A 15,093-nucleotide genomic window follows, 5' to 3' on the forward strand; every position below is an offset into this window, starting at 1 on the left:
GAATTTGTCTAGCAGCCACTTTAGCCGCACGGGTAAGCCCCAGCCGCTTGATGACGGATCAGTGCATGGTGAAGCGGCTGGCCACCGTGTCCTGCACTCTGGGGAAGCGGCTGAGCGTGCTGAACAGGCGGTTGCGTGCCGCGAGCACCGGCGGCGGCAACGGCCTGCCCAGGGCCATGTTCAGGTGCGCCTGCCAGATGGCGGTGTTGGCCGCCCGCCGCCGGTCCGCCTCGTATCGTCGCAGCGCCCTGCCCGTGGGTTCGCCCGCCAGGGCCGCGGCCACGATCGGAGCCAAGGCAGCCGCGTCCAGCCAGCCGAGGTTCATGCCCTGCCCGCCGATCGGACTCACCTGGTGTGCCGCGTCGCCGACCAGCGCGACGCGCCCGGCTATCAGCCGCCGTGGCATCCGGGAGCTGACGGAGAAGGCGCTGAGCATGGTGCAGCTGCCGGGGTCCGGGCCGTCGCCCGTGCGCCGCGCGACCAGGGAGGCGAGGCCATCCGGCGTCGGGTGGCTGACCACGCCGGGCATCCTGGCCACCCAGCGCCGGGCACCACCGGGGAGCGGAAAGGATTCGACGATCCCGCCCGCCTCTAAAAAGAGCACGGCGGTGCTGCCGTCGCCCGTCGTGTCGGCGAAATCTCCCATCATGTAGGCGTCCGGATACACGCGCGTCCGCACCCCGACGCCGAGTTGGTGGCGCAGGGCGGAATAGGCGCCGTCGGCCGCCACCACCAGCCTGGCCCGCACCGTCTCCGCAGCAGCAGCGGCGGACGGCCGCGGTGCGGTGTCCGGTACGGGAGCCCAGCCCGTGCCCGCCGCCTGTTCCGGTCCCGCGCCGTGGCGACAGGACAACGTCACCGTCGCGCCGTCGTCGTGCGCCCCCTGCACCGCCACCGCGCGGCGCAGCGTCCCGGGACGCAGCGCCTCCAGCCGTTCTTCCAGCAGCCGTTCGGTGATGACCTGCGGCACGGCCAGCACATAGGGATGCGCGTCGGGAATGGCATCAAACGACAGCGACGCGACGTCCCGGCCGCGGCTGCGGGCCACCCCCCGGCGGATGCGGACGCCGGCCGCCACCAGCTCCGGGCCCACGCCGGCGTCGTCGAGCACGGCCAAGGCCGGCGGATGGATCCCGATCGCCCGGGAGTGGATGCTGCGTGCCCGGCGCCGCTCCAGGACCGCCACGTCCACTCCGCGCCGGGCCAGCAGGATGCCCATTAACAGTCCCACCGGGCCGCCGCCGACCACCGCGACATCGAGCACGCGGTCGCCAAGCGCCTCGTCGGGCCGGCTCCGGGGGAGCGCTGCCTCAGGCATTGGTCTCATGGATCAATAGCTGCCGGAAGCGTGAATCAGGCAGCACCCGCCAGCCGGGCGGGACGGCGGCGCGCAGCTCGTCCGGGGTGTAGCTGCGGCGGATGGAGGTCAGGCCGTCCCGGCGGATGAAGGAGCGGTGGAAAAACGGCAGCGTCCCGGCGGCGAACAGCACATACGCCGTGCGGCTGCGGATGATGTCGCTGTGTACTGCGAGGGCGCGGGACAACCGCTGCGAGTCGGCCAGCAACCCGGCCAGCTCGGGGGCGGTCAGGTGGTGGAGCAAGTGGTTGGACACCACGGCGTCGAAGCTGCGTCTTTCGGCAACCAATTCCGAGCTGAAGGCCTGCCGGAATTCCAGGCCGGGCAATTGCGGTCGGGACACGGCGAAGGCATGGGCGCGCGGATCGGGATCGATGGCCGTGACCCGCAGGTCGAGGCCGTCCCGGGCGGCCAGGCGGGCGAGCAGCCGGGGAACGTCGCCGCCGCCGGAGCCGATATCGAGCAGGGTGGGGGCCTCGAGGCCGGCCAGGCGCGGGCGGAGCAGGCGCCGGTAGATGCCGTGCCAACCCGACACCGCCCGGTTGATCAGCGGAAACTGGGCGTAGGTGCGCCGAAGCATCACGGGGTCGCAGTCCGGCTTGTCCATTTCCTCCACGGTGTCCGTGGCGCGGAGGGCCAGGAACGTCGACGCCTTGCGATCCGGTGGGCGGGCGGCCACGGCGGTCCGTTCCCGCCCTACACCGCCGCTGCCGCGGAAACCTGGCTGGCCCGGCGGGTGGCGGCGGGCACGGTCTTGGTGAACAGGCCGGTTTCCACCGTCAGGCCAGGGCCGAAGGCCATCGAGCAGATCCGCTCCTCCCCGGACCCCGCCGGTTGCTCCAGGATGTGCTTGAGCACAAACATCACGGTGGCGCTGGACATGTTCCCGTACCGCCGCAGCGTTTCCCGGGCCGGCACGAGCTGTTCCCCGGTCAGCTCCAGTTTGGCCTCGACCTTGTCCAGGATGCTGCGGCCGCCCGGATGGATCGCCCAGTGCTCAATGTCGCGGTACGGTCTTGCCGCCAGGTCCGGTTCACGGGCCAGCAGCGGCTCCAGCGCACCGACGATGTGTTCGTCGATGATGTGCGGAACGTAGGTCCCCAGGACCATTTCGAAGCCCTCGTCGCCGATGTTCCAGGCCATGGATTCCTCGCCGACGGGGGTGAGGACGGTTTCGAAGTGGTCCAGCCGGATGGCCGGTCCGGTCTCGTCCAGGCCGCGCGCGGTGATGACCGCCGCCGCCGCGCCGTCCGCGAACAGGGAGGAGCCCACGATGGTGTCCGGGTCGTTGGACGTGCGCACGTGCAGCGTGCAGAGTTCGGCCGATACGACCATCACCACCGCCTGCGGATCGGCGTCGCAGAACGATTTGGCCGCCCGCAGGGCCGGGAACGCCGCGTAGCACCCCATGAAGCCGAGATGGTAGCGCTGGACGGCGGGATTGAGCCCCAGCGCACGCACGATCTTGTAGTCGGGGCCCGGGTTGAAGAACCCGGTGCAGGAGACGGTGATGAGGTGCGTGATGTCCGCCGGGCCGATCCCCTCGCAGGAGGCAAGCGCCTTGCCGGCCGCCTCAATGAACAGCGGGGTAGCCTTGTTCGCGAAAATGTCGTTCCGCACCTTCGTGCTGGGAGAGAGGATCTGTCGGGATTCGGCGTCGAAGAACACCGGGTTGTCCGCCCGCTTGGCCGTCGTGAGTTCCTCGACGGCGGTGTACCGGGTGTCGATGCCGGACTGGTCGAACGATGTGGTCACCAGGCGTTGTCCCAGGCGCGTCAAGCCCGGTTGCGTGGAGAACACGTCCCGCGCCTCCGACTGGATCAGGATGGTATCCGGAACAGCGGTTTCCAGGGCTCTCAGCGTGGCCGTCATAGTCCATTCATAGAGCAGGCAGCCGGGTAAGACAATGGACCGGCCGCCGGGCTCCCGGCTGAACCGCTACGTATTACGCGGGCGTCTTACCGGTTGATGGGCCAGGTCTGGGACACAAGGAGCGGATCCGGTGGAGTACGAAATCAATTCCCTGCCGCTGCACGTGCTCCTGGTCCACGCCACCGTGGTGTTCGTTCCGTTGGCGGCGCTGTGCGTTGCGCTCACCCTGCTCTGGCCGGCGGCGAGGCGGCGCCTGGGGATTGCCACCCCCCTGATCGCCCTGCTGGCCCTGGTGCTGGTGCCGGTCACCCAACAGGCCGGCCACTGGTTGTTCCTCAGGATCGACCAGACGCCTCTGGCCGTCGAACACATGCGGTTGGGCGACATGCTGCTGCCGTGGGTCGCCGGCCTTTTCGCCGCGGCGCTGGGGCTGTGGCTGTGGTTCCGCTACGGAACGACGGCGGACGCCTCCTCCCGGCGCAGGCTTGGCGCCGGATACCGTGTCATCGCGGCGGCGGTGGTCGCCGTCGCCGTGCTGGCCGTGTGTGCGGGCGCCACGGTGGCGGTGGTGCTGACCGGCGAATCCGGAACGCGGGCGGTCTGGGAAGGCGCCTACTCCGGGCCGCCGGCGCTGCCCTGACCAACTCCGGCCCACAGGCTCCGGCATCGCGCGCTCCGGGGCCGTGGTGCGGCGCTGCTACCGGCCCAGGCGCCGGTAGGAGGAGCCGAAGTGGATGAGCGGATCGGCGCTTTCCGAACCGGCGGCGTCCCGGCCCATGGCCACCACCTCGCCGACGATCAGCAGGTGGGTGGCCGCCGGATGCGCCGCCGTCGTCCTCAGCTCGAACCACGCGGGGGCTCCGCCGATCACTGCGGCACCGGTGGCCGGGCCGCGCCGGTACGGCACCTGGTTGAGCAGGCCTTCCACCGGATTGCCCGGGCTCGCCAGCCAGTTCGCCGTGCCCTGGTGCTGCGACGCCAGCAGGCTCAAGGCCCAGGTCCCCGACTCGGCCACGGCGTCGCAAATCCTCGACTCCTCGAAGAGGCTGACCAGCATGGTGGGCGGATCGTAGGACACCGAGAGATAACCGCTGACGGTCGCCGCGTAGTCCCGGTTCCGCCACCGCGTCGACACCACAGCGACGCCGGCGGCAATGTCGGCGCTGAGCGTGCGGTACAGGTCGATGTCCCGCTGGTCCGCGGCGCCCAGCCGGACGGGATGGGCCGCCAGTTCTCCGTCCAGTTCCATGCCGCCATCTTTGCATGCCGGCCGCGGCGCGGCTCCGGGAAGGGTTTAAAACGACGGCACCGGATGATAGGGATGATAGACAGTAAGCACCCTGAGGATTACGAGTGGAGTGGATATGGCCCAGCGGCTCGTTGCAGACCTTATTGTCGATCGGCTTCGCGCGTGGCAGGTGTCGCGGATCTTCGGCTACAGCGGCGACGGCATCAACACGTTCATGGGCGCGCTGCGGCGCGCGGGGACGGTCGAGTTCGTCCAGGCCCGGCACGAGGAAAATGCCGCCTTCATGGCGGTGGGGCACGCCAAGTACACGGGCGGGGTGGGGGTGGTCACGGCCACCCAGGGTCCCGGCGCCATACACCTGCTCAACGGCCTGTACGACGCCAAACTCGACAGCGTCCCGGTAGTGGCCATCGTCGGGCAGCAGTCGCGCACCGCGCTCGGCTCCGGGTACATGCAGGAAGTGGACCTGGCCAACCTGACCAAGGACGTGGCCACCTTCCGGCAGCAGGTGAGCACCCCGGAGCAGGTTCCGCTGGTGCTGGACCGCGCCTTCAAGGCGGCCCTGAGCGGCCGCGGCCCGGCCGTGGTGATCATTCCGCACGACATCCAGAAACTTCCCGCCCCCGAACTCGAGCACTCCCATGGCGTGGTGACCACCGCGCCGATCTGGCGAGCCCCGCACGTTGTCCCGGACCCGGACGACCTGCGCGCGGCCGCGGCCGTGCTCAACGCCGGGCAGCGGGTTGCCCTGCTGGTAGGACAGGGAGCGCGGGATGCCCGCGGGCAGGTGGTTGCGGTGGCGGAGAAGCTCGGGGCCGGCATCGCCACCAGCCTGCTCGGCAAGCCCTATGTGGACGAGTCGCTGCCTCTCGCGGCCGGAACCATGGGTCACCTGGGCACCGCCGCCAGCGGCCAACTGCTGGCACACTGCGACACCTTGCTGATCGTCGGCTCCAACGACCCCTGGACGGAGTTCTACCCGCCGCCGGGCGCTGCCCGCGCCGTGCAGATCGACAATGACGCCAGTGCCATCGGCAACCGCTATCCGGTCGAGGCGGCGCTCACCGGCGACGCCGCCACGACCCTGGCGGCGCTGCTGCCGCTGCTGGAGGACCGCCCCGCCGGCCAGTGGCGCGAGCAGGTGGAAGGCTGGGTGCGGCAGTCGCGCGAGCTGTCGCGGCAGCGGGCCATGACGCCGGCGCAACCGGTCAACCCCGAACGGGTGGCCTTTGAGCTCAACGAAAGATTCCCGGCGGACGGCCTGCTCGCCGTCGATGTCGGCAGTTCCGTCTACTGGTATGCCCGGCAGCTGCGGCTGCCGGAAGGCGCCCAGGCACACCTCTCCAGCACCCTGGCAAGCATGGGCTGTTCGATACCGTACGGCATCGCCGCCAAGCTGGCCGCCCCGGAACGGGTGGTTGTTGCCCTCACGGGAGACGGGGCCATGCAGATGAGCGGCCTGGCCGAACTGATTACCGTCGGCCGGCTCTGGCAGCGGTGGATGGACCCCCGTTTTGTGGTCTGTGTCCTGAACAACCGGGAACTCGCCGAAGTAACCTGGGAACAACGGGAGATGGAGGCCGAGCCGCGGTTCGCCGACAGCCAGGCCCTGCCCGATGTCGACTACGCGGGCTACGCACGGCTGCTCGGACTGCACGGGAAGCGGGTCGAGGACCCCGAGCAGCTCGGGGCCGCGTGGGACGAGGCACTGGCCGCCGACCGGCCGTATCTCATCGAGGTGCTCACCGATCCCGATGTTCCGCTGCTCCCGCCGTTCCCTGCCGGGCGGGAAAACGCCGAGACTATGCAGCGGACGCTGGATCAGGAAGGACAGGCAGCCGACGGCGCGAAGGACCTGCTGCGCGCCTACACCGAGCAGGAAGAAGCCGGTAACGATCGGGCACCCGGACAGGAAGAGGCCGGCAGCGATCGGTCCGGACAGGAGGGAACCGGCCGGGACACCGTGTGAATGAAGGACTTGATGGATGAGCGAGGCGGCAGAATTCATCGACCTCACGTTGCGGCGGGAAGCCTCCTGGGAACGCGCGGAGGCGCAGAATGGGGCGGGCGAAGGATTGCGCTACTACGGCGCGTCGGTCGGTGCGGTCCGCGGAACGGTCCGGGACGCCGGGCGGAAGTTCCGGCCGCTCTCGCACGACGAGGTGACGGCCCTCAGCTCCGAACTGTGGTCCCGGCCGGTCTTCGAGCGGCGCCTGGCCGCCGTGGTGCTGCTGCAGTCGAACCAACGCCTCTTGCGAAGCTCTGACCTCACCCGGCTGGAAGGCTTCCTTCGCGACGCGCGCCTTGCGGCCTTGGCTGACCCGCTCGCCGTTGACGTCGTCGGTCCCTTGATCCAGGGGCTGACCGGCCAGTCCCGCACGCGTGCGGAAGCGATCCTCGATCGGTGGGCGGAAGAAGAGGACCCGTGGCTGCGCCGGGCCGCCCTGCTTGCCCCTTTGCGGGCGGTGCGGGCCGGCCGGGGTGATGCCGGCGGGTTTGTGCGCCGGGCACGTGCTGCGGAGGACGACGGCAGCGGCATCGTCCAGGAGGCGGTCGCCGTGGTGCGCGCCGAAGCGGCCGCCATCGGCCAGGGGCGGATGCCTTCTCCCTAGGCACGCCGCCGGGGAGGCCGGCGGTCTGTGCGCGCTGCGGGCACAAAAAAGCCCCGGAAGTCCGGGGCTTTCTCTGTGCGCAGGAAGGGACTCGAACCCTCACCCTCAATAAGAGGACTAGCACCTCAAGCTAGCGCGTCTACCATTCCGCCACCCGCGCAGGTGGACTTTCGCCGGTTCTCCAGCGGCCGTCAGGCGCACCGATTCCGTCGAAAGCAGCGAGAAAAACTCTAACATGTTTTGCCCGAACTGTTGAATCGGGCCCTCCGTGCGCTCGACGATGCCGGCACCGGGGCGCGGCTCCGGCCGCGCCCCGTGGCACCGCGCCGCGGCGCCGCCTGCGGACAGCTGCTGCACTCGGCCGCTCCCGCTCGTTAGGCTGGGGACAGACATCGATTCCGAGGAGCCTTCATGACTGTACCGAGCCCGCACGAAGAAGTGGCCGAGATCTGCCAGGAACTGATCCGGATCGACACCTCCAACTACGGCGGAAACGAGGGGCCGGGGGAGCGGCTGGCCGCCGAGTACGCGGCCGGACTGCTGGAAGAAGCCGGACTGGCCACCGACGTGTTCGAGTCCGCGCCCGGCCGGACGTCGGTCGTCACGAGGATGGCCGGCACGGACCCCTCGGCGCCGGCGCTGGTCGTGCACGGACACCTGGACGTGGTGCCGGCGCAAGCCGATGACTGGCAGGTGGATCCGTTCAGCGGCGAGGAGCGGGACGGGCTCATCTGGGGCCGGGGCGCCGTGGACATGAAGGACATGGACGCGATGATCCTCTCGGTGGCGCGGCACATGGCACGCAGCGGCACCCGGCCGCGCCGCGACATCGTCTTCGCGTTCTTCGCCGACGAGGAGGCCGGCGGCACGTACGGGGCGCGATGGGCGGTAGAGAACCGTCCCGAGCTTTTCGACGGCGCAACCGAGGCCATCTCGGAAGTGGGCGGCTTCTCGGCCACCATCGGCGGCCGCCGCGCCTACCTGCTCCAGACCGCGGAGAAGGGGATCGCGTGGCTGCGGCTGGCGGTCGCCGGCCGGGCCGGGCACGGTTCCCAGATCAACACGGACAACGCGGTGACCACGCTGGCGGCCGCGGTGGCCCGGATCGGGGCGCACCAGTGGCCGATCGAGCTGACGGACACCACCCGCCGGTTCCTCGACGGGGTGACCGAGCTGACCGGCGTCGAATTCGACCCGGACAACCCGGACATCCTGCTCAAGGAACTGGGCACCCTGGCCCGTTTTGTCGGCGCCACCCTGCAGAACACGTCCAACCCGACGGTGTTGAAGGCCGGCTACAAGGAAAATGTGATCCCCGGGCTGGCCGAGGCGCGGATCGACGCCCGGACACTGCCCGGGCAGGAAGAGCTCGTGCTGGCCACCATCCGCGAACTGGCCGGCCCCGACGTGCAGGTCAGCTACGTGCACCAGGACAGGTCGCTGGAGGTGCCGTTCGCCGGGAACCTGGTGGACGCCATGATCGATTCGCTCGCGCATGAGGATCCGGACGCCGTGGTGCTCCCGTACACGCTCTCCGGCGGCACGGACAACAAGGCGCTGGCCCGGCTGGGCATCACCGGCTACGGCTTCGCTCCGCTGCGGTTGCCCGACGACCTGGACTTCACCGGGATGTTCCACGGCGTCGACGAACGGGTGCCGGTGGACTCGCTGAAGTTCGGCACCCGCGTCCTGCAGCGCCTGCTCACCACCTACTGACCTCTTGGAACGACGACGAAAGGACCACCGGCATGCCCGCCAGTGTTGAAGAACTGCTCCCGGACCACCTGCTCGAGACCATCAGGGGCCGGGCCGCAGGCTACGACGAAGCGAACAGCTTCTTCCACGAAGACTTCGCCGACCTCGTCGAGGCGGGCTACCTGAAAATGTTCGTCCCGGAGGAAGACGGCGGCCTGGGCTACACGCTGGAGGAGGCAACCAGGGCACAGATGCGGCTGGCCACCGCGGCGCCGGCCACGGCGCTTGCGGTCAACATGCACCTGGTGTGGACCGGCGTCGCGCGGGTCCTCAAGGCCCGCGGCGACGACAGCATGGACTACGTCCTGGCTGAGGCCGGCCGCGGCGAAGTCTTCGGGTTCGGGGTCTCCGAGGCCGGCAACGACCAGGTCCTCTTCGATTCGCGCACCGTCGCCGCACCCCGCGGGGACGGCGGATACGAGTTCACCGGCAGGAAGGTGTTCACCAGCCTCTCGCCCGCCTGGACGCGGCTCGGCGTCTTCGGCCGCGACGATTCCGGCACCGAACCGCAGCTGGTGTGGGGGTTCATCGACCGGGACAAGCCCGGCTACCGGATCAAGGACGACTGGAACACGCTGGGCATGCGCGCCAGCCAGTCCAACACCACGGTGCTGGAAGGCGCTGTTGCCGCGCCGGAGCGGATCTTCCGGAAACTTCCGGTGGGGCCGAACCCGGATCCGTTGATCTTCGGCATCTTCTCGTGCTTCGAAATCCTGCTCTCGTCCGTCTATGCGGGAATCGGCACCCGGGCCCTGGACCTCGCGGTGGAAGCCGTGCACCGCCGTCGTTCGCTGAAAACGGGCAAGAGCTACGCGCAGGATCCGGACATCCGCTGGCGGGTGGCCGACGCCGCCCTGGCCATGGACGGGCTGTACCCGCAGCTGGCGTCCATTGCCCGCGACGTGGATACGCTGGCCGACCACGGCAAGTTCTGGTTCGCCAAACTGTCCGGCATCAAGATCAGGGCCACCGAAACCGCCAAGGACGTGGTGGAGAAGGCCGTACGCGTCTCCGGCGGCGGCGGGTACTTCCGCGGCCGTGAACTGGAGCGGCTGTACCGCGACGTGCTGGCCGGGCTCTACCACCCCTCGGACGACGAGTCCGCGCACAGCACCGTGGCAACGGCCTGGCTGGGGCCGCTGGAAGACTGACGAGGGCGAACGCACCGCCTGCCGGGGTCAGGCGGTGCGTTCGACCTTGAGCACCCTGCGGCGGAGCCAGTACTTGCGGCCGCCGCCCAGGTACAGCCGGGTCCGGACCAGATCCCACTTGCCGTACTCGGCGTGCTCGGTCAGCGCGCGGCGGGCTTCGCCGACGGATTCGTCTTTGTTCACGGTCAGGACCAGGTATTCGTACTGCCGGGCGTAGTCGCGTTCGCGGGTGACGGCGGCACCCAGAAATTGTTCTCTCATTGCCCTCCTGTTCTCTTCACTTATTCTCCACAATGCGGCTAACGTCTACAGCATGAGCATTGATCCGCGCGTCGCACTCGAGTCACTGGTTTCCGCCCTGCAGGAGCATCTGGCCGCCGCATCCAGCCGCCGGGGTGATGACGATCCTGCCGTGGAAGCGGCCTTCTCGTCCATTATGGAATCGTTCGAAACCTACGAGGACGCGCTCTACGATGCTTACGGCGAAGTGACGCCGCTGGTCATTTACGACGAGTCGGACGACGAGGGCATGGACGAACCCGACGACGTGGTGGACCCGTTCGACGACGATCTGGAGATCGAAGAAAAGTAGCACGCCCCGGGGCCGCCCGGATCCGATCAAGCGCTTAAGCGCCGGGCGCCGCCGCGCCCGGGGCGGGCGGTTACGGCGTGGAAATCTCGTCCAGGGCCTGGCCGATCGCCGCGGGCAGGGCGTCCAACGGTGCCTTCAGGATTTCTGCCAGCTGGGCGGGGGTGCGGGGACCCACCACGGCCGTGCCGACGGCGGGCCGCTGCAGCAGCCAGCTCAGCGCCAGATCCAGCGGCCGGACGTCCAGGCCCCGCGCCGCCGTGGCCAGCGCATCCACGATCCGGGCCGGCCGGCCGCTCAGGTACGGTTCCACGTAGCCGGCGTGCTGCTCGGAGGCGGCCCGGGAATCGGCCGGAATGCCCGTGCGGTACTTGCCGGTCAGGACGCCGCGTCCCAGCGGCGACCAGGCCATCAGGCCCGGCCCGAGGGCCCGCGCCGCCGGAATGACTTCGTGTTCGGCCCGGCGGTGCAGCAGCGAATATTCGTTCTGCACCGCGACCAGCGGAACCGGGCTGATCGAGGCCGCCCGGGCCAGCTGCCAGCCGGAGTAGTTGGACACTCCCACATAGCGTGCGCGGCCCGACGACACCGCGTGCTCGAGAGCGGAAAGGGTCTCTTCCAGCGGCGCGCCGCCGTCGTCCCAGAGATGGACCAGCCACAGGTCCAGGTAGTCCGTGCCCAGCCGGGCCAGGCTGGCGTCCAGGCTGCGCAGCATGGCGCCGCGGGACGTGTCCACCTCGCGCCGGCCCTCGCTGCGCGTCACGCCCGCCTTGGAGACCACCAGCACCTCCTGCCGGGGAACCAGCTCGCCCAGGAACGCCCCGAGCATGGCCTCGCTGCGGCCTTCGGCGTACGGCGCGGCGGTGTCCAGGAGCGTGCCGCCGGCGTCCAGGTAGGCGCGCAGCATGGTGCCGGCGGCTTCCTCGTCCGTTTCCTCTCCCCACGTCATCGTTCCCAGCGACAGCTGCGGGACCTTCAGCCCGCTGTGACCCAAGCGATTGTGCTCCATAAAGCCAGCTTATGGCCTGCGCTGCCGCGCCCTCGGCAGCGGCCCGCCGAGCGACGCGCGTGCGGCGCAGCGCGTGCCCCGTCCTCCCGGACGGGCGGCCCGTCAGCCCCGGCCCACGCCGGGCACCCGGGGTCATGCCGTGGGCGGATCTTCGCCGCCGCGGCTGTGTCCGTTTCCGTTTCGCGCGCCTTGGTGCCATAAGGTCGAGGATGTGAATTGGCTAGAAGCAATCATCCTGGGGCTCGTCCAGGGCCTGACCGAGTTCCTCCCGATCTCGTCCAGCGCCCACTTGCGCATCGTCGGAGAGCTCCTGCCCGGTGCCGCCGACCCCGGGGCCGCCTTCACCGCCATCACCCAGCTGGGCACGGAGACCGCCGTCGTCGTCTATTTCTGGCGCGATATCGTCAACATCATTAAGGCCTGGTTCGGCTCGCTCACCGGCAAGGTACCCCGGAACGACCCGGACGCCCGGATGGGCTGGCTGGTCATCATCGGCTCGATCCCCATCGGCGTGCTCGGGCTGCTGTTCCAGGACCAGATCGAATCCACCTTCCGCAGCCTGTGGATCGTGGCCACCATGCTGATTGTCTTCGGCGTGTTCCTGGCCATCGCCGACTCCATCGGCCGCCAGGTGCGCACGCTGGACAAGCTCACCTACAAGCACGGCATCCTGTACGGGCTGGCCCAGGCGCTGGCCCTGATCCCGGGCGTCTCCCGCTCCGGCGGCACCATCACGGCCGGACTGTTGATGGGCTACACCCGCGAGGCCGCCGCCCGGTATTCGTTCCTGCTGGCGATCCCGGCGGTCTTCGCCTCGGGCCTGTACCAGCTGGCCAAGAGCTTCGGCGAACCCGGGCCGTACGGGCTGGGGGAGACGGCGCTGGCCACGGTGGTGGCCTTCGGCGTCGGCTTCGTGATCATCGGATGGTTCTTGAAGTACGTGTCCACCCGCAGCTACCGGCTCTTCGTCTGGTACCGGATCGCCCTGGGCGCGCTGTTGTTCGTGCTGCTGGGCGCCGGAGTCATCAACGCCTGACCCGCGGGAATTTATCCGGCTCCTGCATCCTTGAATGTTAGGAGCGTAATTTACGACGGCGGCCCGCCCGCCATCTGCGTCCGTGCACCTCATCGGAAGGAAACTCAAGAGTGCTTGGTTGGAATGCCCGTGCCGTACCCGAAATTCCGGGCGGCAAAGACGAACTGACCATCCACGACACCTCCGTGGGGTCGCTGGTACGGCTTGAGCCGTCCTCGACGGGAAGCCTGTACGTCTGCGGCATCACCCCGTACGACGCCACGCACATGGGCCATGCCGCCACCTACGTGGCCTTCGACCTGCTCAACCGCTATTGGCGCGACGCCGGGCGCACCGTCAACTATGTGCAGAATGTCACGGACATCGACGATCCGCTGCTGGAACGCGCCGCGGCCACCGGCATGGACTGGCAGCTGCTGGCGAAGGACCAGACCGAGCTGTTCCGCACCGACATGGAAGAACTCAACGTCATCCCGCCCGGCGAGTACATCGGAGCGGTGGAATCGATCGAGTGGATCGTTCCGGTGGTGGAGGATCTGCTGGCCCGCGGCCTTGCCTACCGCGTACCGGGCACCGGCGGCGAGCCCGACGGCGACGTCTACTTCGATTCCGTTGCCGCTGCGGGACCGGGCTGGCACAACGGCGCCACCTCCAGGCTGACCGAAGACCAGATGCTGCCGCTCTTTGCCGAGCGCGGCGGCGATCCGGAGCGCCAGGGCAAGAAACACCCGCTGGACGCACTGTTGTGGCGCGTCGCCCGCGACGGCGAACCCGAGTGGCCGGGCGCCTCGCTCGGCCCCGGCCGCCCCGGCTGGCACATCGAGTGTTCGGTGATCGCGCGCAAGTTCCTGCCGGAAACCTTCGACGTCCAGGCCGGCGGCTCGGACCTGAGCTTCCCGCATCACGAAATGAGCGCCGGGCACGCCTACGCCATGACCGGAAAGCCGCTGGCCAAGCACTTCATGCACGCCGGCATGGTCGGCCTCGACGGCGAAAAGATGAGCAAGTCCAAGGGCAACCTCGTGCTGGTCTCGGCCCTGCGCGAAGAAGGCGTGGAGCCGGCAGCGATCCGCACCGTGCTGCTGGGCCAGCATTACCGCAGCGACTGGTTCTGGACCGAGGACCTGCTCCGCCAGGCGCAGGCGCGGCTTTCTGCGTGGCGCGGCGCGGCCCCCTCTGTGCGGGCCGAGCAGGTACCCGAGCTTGCGCAGCAAATCCGCCGGGCGCTCTCGAACGACCTCAACGCACCCGCGGCCCTGGCCGAAATCGACGGCTTCGCCGAGCACTCCCGGCAGCAAGCCGCAGGGCAGGCCGGTGACGGCGCCGAGCAGTTCGCGGCGCTGCTCGACGCGCTCCTCGGTATCCGGCTCTAAGCCAAGAACCGGGGCCGGAGGCGGGAACCACTAAGCCGCGCATCGCCGAGCGAGGAACGAGCGAGGTCTAAGCGGCGTGTGGTTCCCGTGCAGGCCCCTACTCTTTCCCGCGCTTCTTGAGGTAGCGCTCGAACTCGCGGGCGATGGATTCCCCGGTCGCCTCCGGCAACTCGGCCGTGTCCTTGGCTTCCTCCAGCTGCCGCACGTAGGCGGCGACTTCCGGATCCTCGGTGGCAAGTTCGTCCACGCCGCGCTCCCACGCTTCGGCTTCTTCGCTCAGGACCGACACTTCCAGCGGGACCTGCAGGATGTCCTCCAGCCGGTGCAGCAAAGCCAGCTCGGCCTTGGGGGAGGGCGACTGTCCCACGTAGTGCGGCACCGCGGCCCAGACGGACATGGTGGGGATGCCGGCCAGCGAGGCGACATCGGACAACACTCCGACGATTCCGGTGGGGCCTTCGTACTGGCTGGATTCGGTATTCAGGGCGCGGCGGACGTCGTCGTCGTCGCTGGTGACCGTGACGGGAATGGGGCGCGTGTGCGGCACGTCGGCCAAGAGGGCGCCGACCAGGATGATGCAGTCCACGCCCAGCTCTTCGGCGTGGGCCAACAGCTCCGCGGTGTACGCGCGCCAGCGGTAGGACGGCTCCACCCCGTGGACAAAGATAATGTCCAGCAGGCTGCCCGGGATGCTGCTGCGGGTCAGTTTCGTCGTCGGCCATTTGATCCGGCGTTCCCCGGAGGCGGTGCGGTGCACCACCGGCCGGGTGAACTGGAAATCGTAATAAAGATCCGGGTCCACCGTGGCCACCTTGTGGCTGTCCCAGAGCCGGCTCAGGTACTTGACGGCGTCCGTGGCGGCTTCGCCGGCATCGTTCCAGCCTTCGAAGGCGGCCAGCATCACGGTGTAACGCCGCGGTGGCTCGCCGGGCTTCGTCTGCGGGAACAGCAAGTGCAAACCGCGCTGCTCGCCGTCGCCTTCCGTGGGCAGGTCGCCACTGTCCTGAGTACTCACGGTTTCACCCTAATCCTCCCGGCACGGCTTGTCAGTGAGCCGACATTCGATTCGCGCCCAGCATAGCCCCCGATT

General features: G+C 69.2%; 15 protein-coding genes and 1 tRNA gene. 8 read left to right on the forward strand and 8 right to left on the reverse strand.

The annotated features are described in order from the left end of the window. Nucleotides 1-58: 58 nt before the first annotated feature. The 3 genes from AC5RVZ_RS22210 to AC5RVZ_RS22220 are packed head-to-tail and all read right to left on the reverse strand — an operon-like array spanning nucleotide 59 to nucleotide 3,229. Nucleotides 59-1,318, reverse strand: coding sequence for an FAD-dependent oxidoreductase (locus AC5RVZ_RS22210; RefSeq protein WP_494067815.1), 1,260 nt, complete (start codon nucleotides 1,316-1,318; stop codon nucleotides 59-61). Beyond that, on the reverse strand, nucleotides 1,311-2,036 hold the full coding sequence (locus AC5RVZ_RS22215) for a class I SAM-dependent methyltransferase (RefSeq protein WP_494067816.1): 726 nt from the start codon (nucleotides 2,034-2,036) through the stop codon (nucleotides 1,311-1,313). Before AC5RVZ_RS22215 ends, AC5RVZ_RS22210 begins: the two co-directional genes overlap by 8 nt. A gap of 17 nt (nucleotides 2,037-2,053) precedes the next feature. Next, the gene (locus AC5RVZ_RS22220) at nucleotides 2,054-3,229 is read right to left on the reverse strand and encodes a type III polyketide synthase (RefSeq protein ID WP_494067817.1); all 1,176 of its coding nucleotides are present in this window, start codon (nucleotides 3,227-3,229) and stop codon (nucleotides 2,054-2,056) included. A 130-nt stretch (nucleotides 3,230-3,359) separates the two neighbouring features. On the opposite strand from AC5RVZ_RS22220, the gene AC5RVZ_RS22225 reads away from it, so the two are divergent. Then, entirely contained in the window at nucleotides 3,360-3,869 is a 510-nt protein-coding gene (locus tag AC5RVZ_RS22225) for a hypothetical protein (protein ID WP_494067818.1), read from the forward strand. A 57-nt stretch (nucleotides 3,870-3,926) separates the two neighbouring features. On the opposite strand, the gene AC5RVZ_RS22230 is transcribed toward AC5RVZ_RS22225, so the two are convergent. After that, on the reverse strand, nucleotides 3,927-4,478 hold the full coding sequence (locus tag AC5RVZ_RS22230; RefSeq protein WP_494067819.1) for a flavin reductase family protein: 552 nt from the start codon (nucleotides 4,476-4,478) through the stop codon (nucleotides 3,927-3,929). A gap of 115 nt (nucleotides 4,479-4,593) precedes the next feature. On the opposite strand from AC5RVZ_RS22230, the gene AC5RVZ_RS22235 reads away from it, so the two are divergent. Both AC5RVZ_RS22235 and AC5RVZ_RS22240 read left to right on the forward strand, forming a co-directional pair. Continuing rightward, the gene (locus AC5RVZ_RS22235) at nucleotides 4,594-6,447 is read left to right on the forward strand and encodes a thiamine pyrophosphate-requiring protein (RefSeq protein WP_494067820.1); all 1,854 of its coding nucleotides are present in this window, start codon (nucleotides 4,594-4,596) and stop codon (nucleotides 6,445-6,447) included. Between the two features lie 16 nt (nucleotides 6,448-6,463). Then, nucleotides 6,464-7,090, forward strand: a complete 627-nt coding sequence (locus AC5RVZ_RS22240) for a DNA alkylation repair protein (protein WP_494067821.1) — start codon at nucleotides 6,464-6,466, stop codon at nucleotides 7,088-7,090. Nucleotides 7,091-7,166: 76 nt separating this feature from the next. On the opposite strand, the gene AC5RVZ_RS22245 is transcribed toward AC5RVZ_RS22240, so the two are convergent. After that, a tRNA-Leu gene (locus AC5RVZ_RS22245) sits at nucleotides 7,167-7,250 on the reverse strand. Nucleotides 7,251-7,501: 251 nt separating this feature from the next. Here AC5RVZ_RS22245 and AC5RVZ_RS22250 point away from each other — a divergent pair. Both AC5RVZ_RS22250 and AC5RVZ_RS22255 read left to right on the forward strand, forming a co-directional pair. After that, a complete protein-coding gene (locus tag AC5RVZ_RS22250; RefSeq protein ID WP_494067822.1) occupies nucleotides 7,502-8,806 on the forward strand; it encodes a M20/M25/M40 family metallo-hydrolase in 1,305 nt (434 codons plus the stop codon). Between the two features lie 32 nt (nucleotides 8,807-8,838). Continuing rightward, nucleotides 8,839-9,996, forward strand: a complete 1,158-nt coding sequence (locus tag AC5RVZ_RS22255; protein WP_494067823.1) for an acyl-CoA dehydrogenase family protein — start codon at nucleotides 8,839-8,841, stop codon at nucleotides 9,994-9,996. Nucleotides 9,997-10,023: 27 nt separating this feature from the next. Here the strand turns inward: AC5RVZ_RS22255 and AC5RVZ_RS22260 are convergent, their stop codons facing one another. Then, on the reverse strand, nucleotides 10,024-10,257 hold the full coding sequence (locus tag AC5RVZ_RS22260; RefSeq protein WP_493999711.1) for a DUF5703 family protein: 234 nt from the start codon (nucleotides 10,255-10,257) through the stop codon (nucleotides 10,024-10,026). A gap of 52 nt (nucleotides 10,258-10,309) precedes the next feature. Here AC5RVZ_RS22260 and AC5RVZ_RS22265 point away from each other — a divergent pair, with 52 nt between their 5' ends. Next, nucleotides 10,310-10,588, forward strand: a complete 279-nt coding sequence (locus AC5RVZ_RS22265) for a hypothetical protein (protein WP_493978463.1) — start codon at nucleotides 10,310-10,312, stop codon at nucleotides 10,586-10,588. A 70-nt stretch (nucleotides 10,589-10,658) separates the two neighbouring features. On the opposite strand, the gene AC5RVZ_RS22270 is transcribed toward AC5RVZ_RS22265, so the two are convergent. Next, on the reverse strand, nucleotides 10,659-11,594 hold the full coding sequence (locus AC5RVZ_RS22270) for an aldo/keto reductase (RefSeq protein ID WP_494067824.1): 936 nt from the start codon (nucleotides 11,592-11,594) through the stop codon (nucleotides 10,659-10,661). Between the two features lie 211 nt (nucleotides 11,595-11,805). Here AC5RVZ_RS22270 and AC5RVZ_RS22275 point away from each other — a divergent pair, with 211 nt between their 5' ends. Then, complete coding sequence (locus AC5RVZ_RS22275; RefSeq protein WP_494067825.1) at nucleotides 11,806-12,630, forward strand: undecaprenyl-diphosphate phosphatase; 825 nt, start codon at nucleotides 11,806-11,808, stop codon at nucleotides 12,628-12,630. A 110-nt stretch (nucleotides 12,631-12,740) separates the two neighbouring features. After that, a complete protein-coding gene (gene mshC / locus AC5RVZ_RS22280) occupies nucleotides 12,741-14,003 on the forward strand; it encodes a cysteine--1-D-myo-inosityl 2-amino-2-deoxy-alpha-D-glucopyranoside ligase (RefSeq protein ID WP_494067826.1) in 1,263 nt (420 codons plus the stop codon). Nucleotides 14,004-14,100: 97 nt separating this feature from the next. Here mshC and AC5RVZ_RS22285 read toward each other — a convergent pair whose 3' ends face one another. Next, a complete protein-coding gene (locus AC5RVZ_RS22285) occupies nucleotides 14,101-14,961 on the reverse strand; it encodes a PAC2 family protein (RefSeq protein WP_494067933.1) in 861 nt (286 codons plus the stop codon). Nucleotides 14,962-15,093 lie beyond the last annotated feature (132 nt).

The organism is Arthrobacter sp. Cza30, from assembly GCF_059090765.1.

Excerpts from the sequence above, each read along its gene's own strand:
- AC5RVZ_RS22210 (WP_494067815.1), bottom strand. The coding sequence starts at position 1,318 with ATGCCTGAGGCAGCGCTCCCCCGGAGCCGGCCCGACGAGGCGCTTGGC.
- AC5RVZ_RS22220 (WP_494067817.1), bottom strand. The coding sequence starts at position 3,229 with ATGACGGCCACGCTGAGAGCCCTGGAAACCGCTGTTCCGGATACCATC.
- AC5RVZ_RS22230 (WP_494067819.1), bottom strand. The coding sequence starts at position 4,478 with ATGGAACTGGACGGAGAACTGGCGGCCCATCCCGTCCGGCTGGGCGCC.
- AC5RVZ_RS22235 (WP_494067820.1), top strand. The coding sequence starts at position 4,594 with ATGGCCCAGCGGCTCGTTGCAGACCTTATTGTCGATCGGCTTCGCGCG.
- AC5RVZ_RS22240 (WP_494067821.1), top strand. The coding sequence starts at position 6,464 with ATGAGCGAGGCGGCAGAATTCATCGACCTCACGTTGCGGCGGGAAGCC.
- AC5RVZ_RS22250 (WP_494067822.1), top strand. The coding sequence starts at position 7,502 with ATGACTGTACCGAGCCCGCACGAAGAAGTGGCCGAGATCTGCCAGGAA.
- AC5RVZ_RS22255 (WP_494067823.1), top strand. The coding sequence starts at position 8,839 with ATGCCCGCCAGTGTTGAAGAACTGCTCCCGGACCACCTGCTCGAGACC.
- AC5RVZ_RS22260 (WP_493999711.1), bottom strand. The coding sequence starts at position 10,257 with ATGAGAGAACAATTTCTGGGTGCCGCCGTCACCCGCGAACGCGACTAC.
- AC5RVZ_RS22265 (WP_493978463.1), top strand. The coding sequence starts at position 10,310 with ATGAGCATTGATCCGCGCGTCGCACTCGAGTCACTGGTTTCCGCCCTG.
- AC5RVZ_RS22270 (WP_494067824.1), bottom strand. The coding sequence starts at position 11,594 with ATGGAGCACAATCGCTTGGGTCACAGCGGGCTGAAGGTCCCGCAGCTG.